General features: G+C 59.5%; 14 protein-coding genes. 10 read left to right on the forward strand and 4 right to left on the reverse strand.

What is annotated here, in order from left to right; translation table 11 throughout:
* Positions 1–117: 117 nt before the first annotated feature.
* The 4 genes from J3P79_RS24430 to J3P79_RS24445 are packed head-to-tail and all read right to left on the reverse strand — an operon-like array spanning position 118 to position 2523.
* Positions 118–591: a DoxX family protein gene (locus J3P79_RS24430; protein WP_434606239.1), complete on the reverse strand. Its 474-nt coding sequence runs from the start codon at positions 589–591 to the stop codon at positions 118–120.
* Positions 592–617: 26 nt separating this feature from the next.
* On the reverse strand, positions 618–1373 hold the full coding sequence (locus J3P79_RS24435) for an HvfC/BufC family peptide modification chaperone (protein WP_434606242.1): 756 nt from the start codon (positions 1371–1373) through the stop codon (positions 618–620).
* Positions 1370–2224: an MNIO family bufferin maturase gene (gene bufB / locus J3P79_RS24440; protein WP_434606244.1), complete on the reverse strand. Its 855-nt coding sequence runs from the start codon at positions 2222–2224 to the stop codon at positions 1370–1372. The genes J3P79_RS24435 and bufB overlap by 4 nt, the downstream gene beginning before the upstream one ends.
* A gap of 26 nt (positions 2225–2250) precedes the next feature.
* Positions 2251–2523 (reverse strand): BufA1 family periplasmic bufferin-type metallophore, encoded by a 273-nt coding sequence (locus tag J3P79_RS24445; protein ID WP_039590731.1) that lies wholly within the window; start codon positions 2521–2523, stop codon positions 2251–2253.
* 230 nt (positions 2524–2753) lie between these two features.
* Here J3P79_RS24445 and J3P79_RS24450 point away from each other — a divergent pair, with 230 nt between their 5' ends.
* The 10 genes from J3P79_RS24450 to pqqB all read left to right on the forward strand — a co-directional run bounded on the left by J3P79_RS24450 (position 2754) and on the right by pqqB (position 13168).
* Positions 2754–3326, forward strand: a complete 573-nt coding sequence (locus tag J3P79_RS24450; RefSeq protein WP_434606247.1) for a sigma-70 family RNA polymerase sigma factor — start codon at positions 2754–2756, stop codon at positions 3324–3326.
* On the forward strand, positions 3323–3964 hold the full coding sequence (locus J3P79_RS24455) for a DUF1109 domain-containing protein (RefSeq protein WP_434606250.1): 642 nt from the start codon (positions 3323–3325) through the stop codon (positions 3962–3964). Before J3P79_RS24450 ends, J3P79_RS24455 begins: the two co-directional genes overlap by 4 nt.
* Positions 3965–4205: 241 nt before the next feature.
* Positions 4206–5018, forward strand: a complete 813-nt coding sequence (locus tag J3P79_RS24460; RefSeq protein ID WP_434606252.1) for a hypothetical protein — start codon at positions 4206–4208, stop codon at positions 5016–5018.
* Positions 5019–5053: 35 nt separating this feature from the next.
* A complete protein-coding gene (locus tag J3P79_RS24465; RefSeq protein WP_434606254.1) occupies positions 5054–5515 on the forward strand; it encodes an Lrp/AsnC family transcriptional regulator in 462 nt (153 codons plus the stop codon).
* A gap of 301 nt (positions 5516–5816) precedes the next feature.
* The gene (locus J3P79_RS24470; RefSeq protein ID WP_434604829.1) at positions 5817–6764 is read left to right on the forward strand and encodes an IS110 family transposase; all 948 of its coding nucleotides are present in this window, start codon (positions 5817–5819) and stop codon (positions 6762–6764) included.
* Between the two features lie 200 nt (positions 6765–6964).
* Complete coding sequence (locus J3P79_RS24475) at positions 6965–8647, forward strand: flavin monoamine oxidase family protein (RefSeq protein WP_434606256.1); 1683 nt, start codon at positions 6965–6967, stop codon at positions 8645–8647.
* A 10-nt stretch (positions 8648–8657) separates the two neighbouring features.
* Positions 8658–9452, forward strand: a complete 795-nt coding sequence (locus tag J3P79_RS24480; protein ID WP_039590723.1) for a carbon-nitrogen hydrolase family protein — start codon at positions 8658–8660, stop codon at positions 9450–9452.
* Between the two features lie 48 nt (positions 9453–9500).
* Positions 9501–11945, forward strand: a complete 2445-nt coding sequence (gene pqqF / locus J3P79_RS24485; RefSeq protein ID WP_434606259.1) for a pyrroloquinoline quinone biosynthesis protein PqqF — start codon at positions 9501–9503, stop codon at positions 11943–11945.
* A 157-nt stretch (positions 11946–12102) separates the two neighbouring features.
* Entirely contained in the window at positions 12103–12177 is a 75-nt protein-coding gene (pqqA, locus tag J3P79_RS24490; RefSeq protein WP_003177660.1) for a pyrroloquinoline quinone precursor peptide PqqA, read from the forward strand.
* A gap of 79 nt (positions 12178–12256) precedes the next feature.
* Positions 12257–13168 carry a pyrroloquinoline quinone biosynthesis protein PqqB gene (gene pqqB / locus J3P79_RS24495; protein ID WP_434606262.1) on the forward strand — a complete coding sequence of 304 codons (912 nt, stop codon included), beginning with the start codon at positions 12257–12259 and terminating at the stop codon, positions 13166–13168.
* The last annotated feature ends 1 nt before the right edge of the window (position 13169 follow it).

The raw sequence follows: 13169 nt of genomic DNA on the forward strand, positions 1-13169 counted from the left end.
GCTCGCCCAGCAACTCGCAATCCTTTGGTCCACGGTTCGAGTCCGTGTGGGCCCACAAAATTGAAAGCCGCGCATTGCGCGGCTTTCGTCGTTTCCGGGGGCACAAAATTTAATGGATCACTTGATGCCAAGTGGCCGATCCAGCGACATCGCACCACCGCCACGGGCGGCGATGAGCAATAGCAGGCCTGCCCAGGAAAGGTGGGTTGGCCAGGCATCAGGGTAGACAAATACCTGGATTACCAAAGTCATGCCCAGTAATGCCAATGCGGACAACCGCGAGAACAGGCCAAGCACCAGTAGCAATGGAAAAAGATGCTCGCTGTAGGTTGCCAGGTGCGCGGCCAGTTCCGGCGTGATTAACGGCAGCGAGTATTCGGTGCGAAACAACTCATAGGTACTGGGCGTGACCGTCAAAAAGCCACTGACCTTGGTGCGCCCAGACATCAGGAAAATGGCCGCAATGGCTAGACGGGCAACCAGCACCAACAGCGAATCACCCACCATCAAGCCAAGTCGGTCTGCAATACGGTTCCAGATACTTCTCAAGGATTTGTCGGCTGTGGACGAAGTTTTTCGTATCGCGTCCATGATGGGCTCCGCTGGGCAGGTGGGTGTTATGGGATGCTTACAGAGGCGAACGCGTCGGCTCTGAATAAGCGGGCAATGAGTTCTGAAAAATCCAGGTCAGGCTGAACTTCAAGGGCCTTTTCTGCGGCCTGTCCAAGCGGTAGGTGTGCCGCGCAGGCATCCAGGAACCTGCAATCCGCGACGCTGGCGGCTTGCCAACACACCTGGGCTTGCTTGCGCGTCAGGAGCGCGCCTTCGCCGCGCCAGTCGAGTTCGTCAGGTATGTCCCGCTCTTCGCGATTGAAACGCCAGAGGGTATAGGCGGGGTTGTCCGGGAACCACGCCCAACGGCAAGCAGCCTTCGGTGTGAGTCGACTGCGGGCCAAGTCCGTTGGGGATAGATTCGCAAGTTCGCTCGGATCGATGCCGGACTCATCCGCCGCACAATGGACCTGGGTCCAAAGCAGATCCAGGCGGGCGACATCGCCCAGATAAGGCAACTCTCGCGCATGTTCAAAAGCATGGAGAAAGTCCGGGAAGCCCGCTCCGTATTGCAGCAACCGGGAATCCGTCGGGGGCGACTGCCGGACGTGGATAGTCCCAGCAGCCTTAAGCCACTCGGTACCAACCAAGCGCTCGACGGTGGGAAAGTTCGCAACTAATGCGTCCACCGATCCTTTCAACACCGTATTGCGGTACACCAAAAAACCGGGCTGTTCGATCAGTGTGGTCATTCCAGCCGAGTTTCGCTCATATAACGCGTCGACGAATGCATCCTGAAAGCCTGCAAGTGAGGTGTTCATATCGTCACCTCCGATACTCGTCGGTTCCCGATGTTCAACAACATCTGCGCCCTGGCTCGTTCAGCCAGCAAGACATCGAATCCAGGAATATTGTCGTCGCGCTCGATCAAGGTCGGACGCATACCGATCCGTTCGATAACGCGTCGATACAACAGCCAGACATCTTCAGCGATGGGTGCATCGTGCGTGTCTATCAGCAATTGCGTGTTTCCCGGGTCCACCGCGTGGCCTGCCAGGTGGATTTCCATGATCGCCTTGGCCGGGAAGGCATCCAGATAACTCGACGCATCAAAGCCCAAGTTATGCGCGCTGATATGGACGTTATTGATATCCAGCAGCAACCCGCAGCCAGTCCTTATGCTCAGTTCGGTCAAGAACTCTATTTCGCTGAATTCATGCCCCGGCAAACTCAAATAGTGAGTGGGATTCTCAATGGCAATCGAACGCCCAAGGGCTTCTTGTGTTCGTTGGATATTGCTTGCGATGCGCTGCAATGCCTCGACTGTACGAGGGAATGGCAGCAAGTCGGGATGATATTGGCCACGCCATGCAGACCAGGCCAGATGTTCGGAAATCAGTGCAGGCTGTACCCGGTCGATCAATGCCTTGAAGCGCTTCAGATGGCTTTCGTCCGGTGGACAATCGGCAGCCAGTGAAAGTGAAACACCGTGTAGCGACAACGGATGTTGGCTACCAATTGCCTCCAGCCACGCGAGACGGGGGCCACCTTCTACCATGTAGTTTTCCGGATGAACTTCGAACCAAAGCCCCTCGGCAGTGCAATCAAGCGCATCAGGGTAATGGTTCGGTTTCAGGCCAAGTCCGGCCCCCATCTGGAATACAGTTTTCATGATCGGTGAGCCCCTTGGTATTGCGATTACATAGGTGTGAGGGAGCCCATGCCTTTTGGTGTCTTGATGGAGGTGCACGTACCGGCAGGAACGTTTTTCCAGGCATTAGCCTGATAATCCGTTTTCGAGGTGCCTGCACAGGTGGTGCCTGCGCCCGCTTTGCAATCGTTCTTTCCGGCAAGGGAAACGCCGTAGCATTTCTCCATGGCGCCTGCTGCTGCAGGCGTTTCGGCTGCGATGGCACCGGCGGCGAACGACGAGAAGGCAATGGCGAGGGTGGCAAGTTTCAGGTTGTTCATGATTCTCTCCAGAAGATGGGTTGGTCGCCGCATCAGTGCTGGGGCACTGTGTTTGCGATCCAACAAGTAGTTCGATGTCGTTCCAGATTCGGTTACAGCGACCGCAAAATATTTCTCAGGCCAGCAAACATGATTGCCTGTTACCTTACGGCGGGAAGTCGGATGTAAGATTCGCTGCCGCCAGCAGCAGGAACGAGATATTTTTCCCTTTCGTGTAACCAGAGCGAACGATGGAACGAACTACGGATAACGATGCTTTGCGCAGCCGAGAACTCCACCTCCAGGCCTTGTTTCTCTCAGGCTTGGATGGAGACGAACGGGCTTATCGCACGTTTTTATCTGAGCTAAGCGGTCATCTTCGCGGCTTTCTGCGCTCGAGGCTTCAACAGCGCCCCGGTGAAATCGAGGATTTGCTGCAAGAGGTTTTACTGGCCGTTCATAATGCGCGCCAGACTTACCAGGCAGATCAACCGCTGACGGCATGGGTCTTTGCCATTGCGCGCTACAAGCTCATCGACTTTTTTCGTGGGAGGTCACGCCATGACGTGTTCAACGACTCCCTCGACGATGCGGCAGAACTGTTTGCCGAACCACATCTTGAACCTGCGCAGGCCAGTCGCGACCTGGGCAAGTTGCTTGAGCAACTGCCGGAACGCCAACGTCTACCTATCGTACGCGTGAAACTGGAAGGGCTGTCTGTTACTGAAGCCGCTCAAACGACGGGCTTATCCGAGTCTGCGGTGAAGATAGGGATACACCGAGGGCTTAAAGCCCTGGCGTTGAGAGTGAGAGGTGCACCATGAAGACTGACGATTTGATTTCCCTGCTCGCCTCGGGTGTTGCCCCGGTCGATCGCAGGGCACCCGCCAAGCGATTCAGCATTGCGGTTCTAGCCGGCCTTCTGGGCGCCATTTTGCTAATGGTCACATTGAAGGGCGTGCGGCCAGACTTGGGCGAAGTCATGGCGACACCAATTTTTTGGGCCAAGATCGCGTTTCCGCTCTGCCTGATGATCGGTGCGCTGGGCATGGTCATGAGGCTGGCTAGACCTGGAGCAACCTCGGGGCCCGGCAAGATCCTGATTGTCGCCGCTGTCACGGCGGTGTGGGTTGGCGCGATCTACGTACTCATGGCGACCGCACCTGATGACCGCGTTGCGATCATTCTGGGCAATACCTGGCGGGTATGCGCGCTCAATATTGCCTTGCTGTCGATTCCGGGATTTGTCGCGGTGTTCTGGGCGCTACGCGGTCTCGCCCCCACCAACCTGACACTTTCAGGCGCCTGCGGCGGACTACTGGCCGGCTCGATGGCGACGATTGCCTACTCCTTTCATTGCCCCGAGATGCAGGTCACATTTTGGGCAGTGTGGTATTTGTTGGGCATGCTGGTCCCGACGATACTGGGCGCCCTGCTCGGTCGACGCTGGCTGCGCTGGTAGAGGCCCTTCGGCTTTTCCAAGGCCCTGGGACTACGCAGCCACGCATTCAAGTCATCGTCTTTCACAGTGTCGACTCACCTACGATAGAAAAATCTCCTCCCTCCGAGACCTCCATCATCGTACATCGACGCAGCCGCTGCAGGACGGCGTCTGCGGACGCCTGACCTGGCTGGGCGACAACGCCGAAGGACTTGGCGGTTATCGCTGCCAGATCGGCGACTGGCTCCTGCCGGGGCACTGGTTGCTGGATCATCGGGATGGCCGGTTGAGCCTGGCGGTGGTCGAGGGGCGTCTCGACAATGACCTGGAAAGCAGCGTGCTACAGCGTTTCAACGTCGCGGCTCCAGAGGTCGGCAGCGGCGCGTCCTTCTGTCGTCCCGATGAGCAATCCCGACTGTTCTACAACACGGTGCAGTTGCAGCCGACGGACTCACAACCAAGCATCGTCCCCCCATGGCGCTTGGTGGATAGGCCGCAAGCGGCGACCGCCGATGGCGACTTCATCCAACCCGCACCGAATGATCAGGACGCCGCCTGGCTGTTCGGCAGCGAGACCGAATACGCCGACAGTTGGGTGCGGGCCGGTACGCCTCGGCTCGGCGGACACCTGCTCACTGCTTCGGGCTGCGCCTTGGTCGATCTGGCGCCTTCGATGATCTGGTCAAAGGATGGCCGCTACCTGGCCCTGACCTGCATGGCAACCGACGTGACAGAACTGTGCGGTAGCTACCGGGGTTGGCAACTGCTGCTCCTCGATGTCCAGGCGCACACGCTGCGGATACATCCGCGATGGCTGGGTAATCGGCCCGAGTTCGAGGGTTTCGACGAAGGAAAGCTGCGAGTGCGGTGTTTCGACCACGACTGGGAAACCGAAGGTGATGAGGATAAAGGCACGGTGCAATCGTTCTCACTGGAGGATTTGCTGCAACTGCCCACTGAACAGCTGACCGGCGAGGACGGCCTCTGGTTCAGGGCCTCGCAAGCGCACCTGGCCCCAGCCTGGCGAGCGCTGGCCTTGCCCGCCATCAGCTACTTCGAACGCCGAAGCCTGTAAGATGCCGGCCATTGATGCCTGCGCCGGAGCTGACCTTGACTGATACTCGCCCTCCCGTCCTCGACGAAATCGATCGCCAACTGATTGCAGCGCTGCAAATCAACGCCCGGGAAAGTGTCGCCATGCTTGCCCGACAATTGGGTATAGCCCGCACTACAGTGACGTCGCGCCTGGCTCGCCTGGAAAAGACCAAGGTGATTACCGGATACGGCGTGCGTCTCGGGCAGCGCGTTATCGACGGTGGCTTGCAAGCTTACGTCGGAATCAAGGTCCAGCCACGTTCGGGGAAAGACGTACTGCGACGTTTGAGTACGATGGCCCAGGTCCAGCAGTTGTGTGCGGTCAGCGGCGAATTCGACTATGTCGCCTGGCTGCGCACGGACTCACCGGAGCAGCTGGATCAGTTGCTGGACCAGATCGGCAGCGTGGACGGCGTGGAGAAAACCACCACTTCGATCATCCTCAGCAGCAAGATCGACCGGGGACAGCCGGTCTAACGCCAACCCAAAACCCTGTGGGAGCGAGCTTGCTCGCGATGGCGGTGGATCAGTCGACATCTCCATGGCCGTTAGTCCGCTATCGCGAGCAAGCTCGCTTGTATGGTAGGACTTGAAGGGAGGAGGAGGGACAAGGCTCGATTCTGACTGTTCGCGCAGTACAGACCGTGGGAGATTTCGCCCCTCCTCCTTTCACCCAAGCGCCGATAAAGAATGCTTCGGCCTGGATCGACGATAGAGACAAGCCTGCGCCTCTGGGTGACCCCTTCAAGTGTTCAAACCTTAGCCCGGAGGATTTTCAATGGCAATGCCGGTTTCTGTCACAAAGCCGATCGTGGGCGTGGATGTCGCCAAGAACGAGCTGGTGATCTATCACGCAGAGCTTGATGTGTTGGAAGCGATTCCCAACGACAAGGCGGCCATCAAACGGTGGTTGAAAGTACTGCCGGGCCCCGTCGATGTGGCCATTGAGTCGACCAATACTTATCACTTGGACTTTGCTGATTTGGCCTATGAGGCCGGTTGCACAATCTACATGATGGGCGGTTATGAACTTCATCATTACCGCAAAGGCGTAAAAATCCGCGCCAAAACCGATGCGTTGGACGCCAAGCTGTTGGCTCGTTACCTGAAGAACGAAGGGCACGAGCTTCATCCATGGGCGCCGCCATCTCCGTTGTATCGCCAGCTTCTAAGCCTTTTCCGCCGTCGCGCTGCCTTGGTTCAGGCTCGAGTCGCCCTGGTACAAAGCTGGGCCAATGAGCCGCTGCTCAAGACCGCTTTCGCCGAGCAAATCGCAGCTATGCAAAGGCTTGAGGCATTGATCGAGAAAACGATCAAGGATCATCTGAAAAATGCTGGTTTGCTAGGGCAACTGAACCGTTGCCTGAAGGTCGAGGGCATCGGGTTTCTGACCGGAGCCCGCTTGCTTACGGCGTTTCAGCGGGGCGACTTCAAAAATGCAGACGCCTTTATTGCCTTCTTGGGGATGGATTTGCGAGTGTCCCAATCAGGACAAAAAGACGACCGCCGAAGCTTGAGCAAACGAGGCGATCCGGAAGTTCGTCGGCTTTTGCACAACGCAGCCATGTCGGCCAGCCGTACGCCTGCCTGGAAAGGCTTTTATGAAAGACTAAGAGCTCGAGGCTTCGCTACCACCCAGGCGTTAGTGATACTGGCACGCAAGCTTGCTCGGATCGTATTCGCTCTGCTGAAAGGGCAAAGCGAATACCAACCAAAAGCGGCTTGAGGGCTTCCCCTCAACCATAGAATCTCCCACAGGGCCAGGGTTTCGTCATTAAGCCTGTTAAGCGCTCAGAAATGACGGGGACCCGCTCAAAACGACGACACATTGCGTCTTATTAACGTGTTTCACCCTCTCTAGAATGGCTGGCATCTTTCCTATACTCAGACGCGAACACCGCGTCGAGTCGCCCCTCAAGGTCAGCCATGAACAAGAACAATCGCCACCCCGCCAACGGCAAGAAACCCATCACCATTTTCGGCCCGGACTTTCCGTTCGCCTTTGACGACTGGATCGAACACCCGGCCGGCCTGGGTATGATCCCGAAGCACAACCACGGCGCCGAAGTGGCGATCGTCGGAGCCGGGATCGCCGGCCTGGTGGCAGCCTATGAGCTGATGAAAATGGGCCTCAAGCCAGTCGTGTACGAGGCGTCGAAGTTGGGTGGGCGCCTGCGCTCCCAGGCGTTCAACGGCGCCGAAGGCATCGTTGCCGAACTCGGTGGCATGCGGTTCCCGGTGTCGTCCACGGCGTTCTATCACTACGTCGACAAGCTGGGCCTGGAAACAAAACCCTTCCCCAACCCGTTGACCTCGGCCTCGGGCAGCACGGTCATCGATCTCGAAGGCCAGACCTACTACGCAGAAAGCATGGCCGATCTTCCTGCGCTATTTCAGGAGGTGGCCGACGCTTGGGCCGACGCACTGGAGGCTGGCTCACGCTTCAGCGAAATCCAGCAAGCGATCCGTGACCGCGACGTGCCGCGCCTCAAGGAACTGTGGAACACCCTGGTGCCACTGTGGGATGACCGCACCTTCTACGATTTTGTCGCCACGTCCAAGGCTTTCGCCAAGCTCTCGTTCCAGCACCGCGAAGTGTTCGGCCAGGTTGGCTTCGGCACTGGCGGCTGGGATTCGGACTTTCCCAACTCGATGCTGGAAATCTTCCGCGTGGTGATGACCAACTGCGACGACCATCAGCACTTGGTAGTCGGCGGTGTCGAGCAAGTGCCTCACGGCATCTGGAAACACGTGCCGGAGCGCTGCGTGCATTGGCCACAAGGCACCAGCCTGAATTCTTTGCACCTGGGCGCGCCCCGCAGCGGCGTGAAGCGCATCGCCCGCGCCGACAATGATCGGTTCAGCGTCACCGACGTCTGGGGCGACACCCGGGAATACGCCGCCGTGCTGGTGACTTGCCAGACCTGGCTGCTGACCACCCAGATCGAATGCGAAGAAGCGCTGTTCTCGCAAAAAATGTGGATGGCCCTGGACCGTACCCGCTACATGCAAGCATCGAAGACCTTCGTGATGGTCGACCGCCCCTTCTGGAAGGACAAGGACCCGGAAACCGGCCGTGACCTGATGAGCATGACCCTCACCGACCGACTGACCCGCGGCACTTACCTGTTCGACAATGGCGACGACAAGCCAGGCGTCATCTGCCTGTCCTACTCGTGGATGAGCGATGCGTTGAAAATGCTGCCGTATCCCGTGGAAAAACGCGTGAAGCTGGCACTGGATGCGCTGAAGAAAATCTATCCGAACGTCGACATCGCCGCACGGATCATCGGCGATCCGATCACCGTGTCCTGGGAAGCCGACCCGTATTTTCTCGGTGCCTTCAAAGGCGCCTTGCCGGGTCACTATCGTTACAACCAGCGCATGTACGCGCATTTCATGCAGGACAACCTGCCGGCCGAACAAAAAGGGATCTTTATCGCTGGCGATGACGTCTCATGGACACCCGCCTGGGTTGAAGGCGCGGTCCAGACCTCGCTCAATGCCGTGTGGGGGATCATGAAACACTTCGGCGGTGAAACTCACCCCGAGAACCCGGGTCCAGGTGATGTGTTCGACGAAATCGGTCCGATCGCCTTGCCCGAATAAGGAGTTGTCGATGCGCGTAGCCCTTTACCAATGCCCGCCGCTGCCCATGGATCCGGCCGGCAACCTGCAGCGCCTGCATCAAGTCGCGCTGGAGGCCAGGGGCGCCGATGTGCTGGTGGTGCCGGAGATGTTCCTCACCGGCTACAACATCGGCGTCGATGCGGTGAATGTACTGGCCGAGGTCTACAACGGCGAATGGGCGCAGCAAATCGGCCGCATCGCCAAGGCGGCTGGCCTGGCCATTCTCTATGGCTACCCTGAACGCAGCGAAGACGGGCAGATCTATAACGCCGTCCAACTGATCGATGCCCACGGCGAACGCCTGGCCAACTACCGCAAGAGCCACTTGTTCGGCGACCTCGACCACACGATGTTCAGCGCTGGCAACGCAGCACTCCCTATCGTGGAGCTCAACGGTTGGAAGCTCGGTTTCCTGATCTGCTATGACCTGGAATTTCCCGAGAATGCCCGACGCCTGGCGCTGGCCGGCGCCGAGCTGATCCTGGTGCCGACCGCCAATATGCAGCCCTATGAGTTCATTGCCGATGTCACCGTGCGCGCTCGGGCCATCGAAAATCAATGTTTCGTGGCGTACGCCAACTACTGCGGCCACGAAGGTGAACTGCAGTATTGCGGGCAAAGCAGCATCGCCGCCCCGGACGGCAGCCGTCCGGCACTGGCTGGGCTGGATGAAGCGTTGATCGTGGGTGAGTTGGACCGGCAACTGATCGAGCAGTCGCGGGCGGCCTACAACTACCTGCACGACCGGCGTCCGGCGCTCTACGGCGACTTGCATAAACACTGATCCGGGCGAATCCGCTAGCATGAGCACATCCCAGTCCTGGAAGCGCTCATGCCCGCCCCCGATTCCCTCCGACCCTCCACCGAAACCCTGGCCAACGGCCTGCAAGTGACGTTGCGTCATGCTCCCGGCCTCAAGCGTAGCGCTGCGGTGTTGCGCGTGGAGGCCGGCAGCCACGATGCACCCGGGGCCTGGCCGGGGCTGGCGCACTTTCTCGAACACCTGTTCTTCCTGGGGACGGAACGTTTTCCCGCTGGGCGGGACCTGATGGCCTACGTGCGGGCCCACGGCGGACAAGTCAATGCGCGCACCAGTGAACGCATGACTGAGTTTTTCCTGGAGCTGTCCCCTGCCGCCCTGCCCGGGGGGCTTGAACGGTTGGCAGACATGCTCGCACACCCGCGCCTGGATGAAACCGATCAGATGCGCGAACGGGAAGTGCTGCATGCGGAGTTCATCGCCTGGTCCCAGGACGCGATGGCCCAGCGGCAGGTGGCCCTGTACGAAGGATTGTCGGAGCAACACCCGCTGCGGGGCTTCCACGCGGGCAATCGCGACAGCCTCGCCGTACCTGAGCCTGGATTCCAGCTGGCGCTGCGCGATTTCTTTCAGCGGTTCTATCACAGCGGCCAGATGAGCTTGAGCCTGGCCGGCCCGCAAGGTACCGATGCCCTGGCGGCGCTGGCCACCCAGTTCGGTAACAGCATACCCAGCAGCAAAACTCAGGTCAGACAGGTGCCGCCGAAGCTCATGACATCGACCGAGACCGGCTATCAGTTGGCCCGGCAAGGCTCGCTCGATGCGCTGTTCGCTTTTGAGAACTTGCCCGCAGCCTCGCCCCAAACCTTTGATTTCCTCTGCCACTGGCTGAACACCCATAAACCAGGAGGGCTGCTCGCGACGTTGCGCCAGCGTGGCCTGGCTGACAGCCTCAAAGCCGCGCCGCTGTACGATTTTTCCGGACAGGCACTGCTTCACATCGAGTTCAAGCTCGACAGTGACCGCGTTCCAACGGACAGCCCACCCCTGCTACGCGACTGGCTGGGGTTCTTTGCCGCTCAGGATGACTGGGCATCGATGCGCCAGGAGTTCGCTGCCTTTCGCCAGCGTCAGCAAGAGACCGCAACAGCGCTGCAATTGGCTCGCTGGGACAGCGAAGGACGCGGTGGTCCACTGTCGGAAAACGACTTGATGCGCCTCAGGGAAGTCCTCAAGCAATTGCACGCTGTGGATCAGGCCGTCGAACCGTGGCGATTGCCCTCGCCCAACCCATTTCTGCAAACCACCCGCGAACCATCCCGCGCCGGATTGATCCGCGGCCAGACCAGCGCCCACCGAGGCCTGCGAACATTCGCACAGGACCGAAGCCGGGGCCGGCGGGAACGTTCGCCCATGCAGTTCAGCCAGGCATTGCCGGATAACTCGCCTGAAGGCGCGGTGTATCTGCGTTGGCAATTCGCGGCACCCGCATCGCCCGACCTCCAATCCAGGCTCGATCGTCACTTGGCGGATCTGCGCGAAGATGCCCGACAGGCCGGCGTGGACGTCGTCTTCGAGTCCGGTGCCGAACAATGCCTGCTGAAACTGATCGGCTTGCAGCCGCCGATACCGTTGGTACTTGAGCATCTGATGGAAAAACTGGGCCAGCCACTGCCGCCGGTCCTCGCCGATCACGAGGCGCCCCTGATACCGATTCGACAGTTGTTGCGGGAATTGCCAATTCTCTTCCAGCAAAACCCACGACACGCCTCGCTGTCGTTGCCCGGCAGCGATCGAAGCGTCTGGATGACCGCCGAATGGGACGGTTTGGCCGTCGGCCTGACGGCGGCCACTCAAGCGGCGCTGGGCCCCGTGTTGGCGCGAATTCCAGGCGTTGCCCGGGAAGAGTCGAAGTCAACGGTCGCGCCTGCTCCGGTACGCACCTGGCATACGCTCAAGACCCTAGGTGATGACCACGCCTTACTCATGTTCTGCCCCACGCCAACCGAGGATTTGTCCGACGAGGCTGGATGGCGCTTGCTCGCCCATCTGTGCCAAACCCCTTACTACCAGCGCCTACGGGTCGAGCTGCAGTTGGGCTATGCGGTGTTCAGTGGCTTGAAGCAGATTCATGGTCGGACCGGCTTGTTGCTCGGTGCGCAGTCACCCGGTGCCTCTGCGGCGCAGTTGGCTGAACATATGGAACAGTTCCTGGAAACCTTGCCGAAGCTGGTCGAGCAGATTGACGACTCGAGCCTGGCCAGCCAACAGCAAGCCCTGGCCAGCCAGATGCACAACGCTGCAATGCCCATCGCCCAGGCAGCCGAACTGCTCTGGCAGGGCAAACTGGCCGGTCGCCCATCGGATTACTTGCAGCGGTTACCCGACGCCATAACGTCTATGACACGCGAACAACTGATCGACTCAGCCTACCGTTTGGTCCAAGCCCACGGCGGACGTTTGTGTTTGAGCAACGCGCCGTGCCCGGGAATGCCTTGGCAAGCAGCAGCGAGATGATCGTTACCAGTCGTGCAATGAGCTTTCTCAAAGATTCGCGGCGAACGAATTTGTCAGATTTAGTAACATAGCCGCCTAAGCATCTGAACATCTCCTAACGGAGGTGGACTATATGTATAGATCCAAACCGTTCCACCCCAACCAAAGGAGTATTCCCATGTCCTGGTCCAAACCCGCATATATCGATCTGCGTATCGGCTTCGAAGTCACCATGTACTTCGCCAGCCGTTGATTGCTGCAGGCGGTAGTACGCAACACCACGCCTCGGTCATCCGGGGCGTTTTTCATTTTGGTTTGCAGATGGAGCGACCATGTTCGTCCAGATTCTAGGTTCCGCCGCCGGCGGCGGTTTCCCCCAGTGGAACTGCAACTGCGCCAATTGCGCAGGTTTTCGCGACGGCAGCCTGCGGGCCCAGGCGCGCACCCAGTCGTCCATCGCGATTTCCGATGATGGCGTGAGCTGGGTGTTGTGCAACGCCTCCCCCGACATCCGCGCCCAACTCCAGGGATTCGCCCCGATGCAACCCGGCCGGGCACTGAGGGACACGGGCATCGGCGCGATCATCCTGATGGACAGCCAGATCGACCACACCACCGGCCTGCTCAGCCTGCGCGAGGGTTGCCCGCACCAGGTCTGGTGCACCGACATGGTCCATGAAGACTTGAGCACCGGCTTCCCGCTGTTCAACATGCTGACCCACTGGCACGGCGGGTTGAGCTGGAACCGCATCGAACTCGACCAGAGCTTCACGATCGCCGCCTGCCCGAACCTGCGCTTCACCCCACTGCCCCTGCGCAGCGCCGCCCCTCCTTATTCCCCGCACCGCTTCGACCCGCACCCGGGCGATAACATCGGGCTGATCGTCGAAGACCTGCGCACCGGCGGCAAGCTGTTCTACGCGCCGGGCCTGGGCAAGGTCGACGAACCGCTGCTGGACATCATGGCCAGCAGCGACTGCTTGCTGGTGGACGGCACGATGTGGGACGACGATGAAATGCAGCGCCGTGGCGTCGGCACCCGCACCGGTCGGGAAATGGGCCACCTGGCCCAGAATGGCCCTGGCGGCATGCTTGAAGTACTGGAGCGGCTGCCAGAGCAGCGCAAGGTCCTTATTCATATCAACAACACCAATCCGATCCTGGACGAGGATTCACCCGAGCGGGCCGAGCTGGTGCGACGCAATGTCGAAGTCGCCTACGACGGCATGAGCATCGAACTGTAGG

This window comes from Pseudomonas sp. R1-7, from assembly GCF_051132105.1.
Lineage (GTDB): Bacteria > Pseudomonadota > Gammaproteobacteria > Pseudomonadales > Pseudomonadaceae > Aquipseudomonas.

Excerpts from the sequence above, each read along its gene's own strand:
- J3P79_RS24475 (WP_434606256.1), top strand. The coding sequence starts at position 6,965 with ATGAACAAGAACAATCGCCACCCCGCCAACGGCAAGAAACCCATCACC.
- bufB (WP_434606244.1), bottom strand. The coding sequence starts at position 2,224 with ATGAAAACTGTATTCCAGATGGGGGCCGGACTTGGCCTGAAACCGAAC.
- J3P79_RS24455 (WP_434606250.1), top strand. The coding sequence starts at position 3,323 with ATGAAGACTGACGATTTGATTTCCCTGCTCGCCTCGGGTGTTGCCCCG.
- J3P79_RS24430 (WP_434606239.1), bottom strand. The coding sequence starts at position 591 with ATGGACGCGATACGAAAAACTTCGTCCACAGCCGACAAATCCTTGAGA.
- J3P79_RS24450 (WP_434606247.1), top strand. The coding sequence starts at position 2,754 with ATGGAACGAACTACGGATAACGATGCTTTGCGCAGCCGAGAACTCCAC.
- J3P79_RS24435 (WP_434606242.1), bottom strand. The coding sequence starts at position 1,373 with ATGAACACCTCACTTGCAGGCTTTCAGGATGCATTCGTCGACGCGTTA.
- J3P79_RS24470 (WP_434604829.1), top strand. The coding sequence starts at position 5,817 with ATGGCAATGCCGGTTTCTGTCACAAAGCCGATCGTGGGCGTGGATGTC.
- pqqB (WP_434606262.1), top strand. The coding sequence starts at position 12,257 with ATGTTCGTCCAGATTCTAGGTTCCGCCGCCGGCGGCGGTTTCCCCCAG.
- J3P79_RS24480 (WP_039590723.1), top strand. The coding sequence starts at position 8,658 with ATGCGCGTAGCCCTTTACCAATGCCCGCCGCTGCCCATGGATCCGGCC.
- pqqF (WP_434606259.1), top strand. The coding sequence starts at position 9,501 with ATGCCCGCCCCCGATTCCCTCCGACCCTCCACCGAAACCCTGGCCAAC.
- J3P79_RS24445 (WP_039590731.1), bottom strand. The coding sequence starts at position 2,523 with ATGAACAACCTGAAACTTGCCACCCTCGCCATTGCCTTCTCGTCGTTC.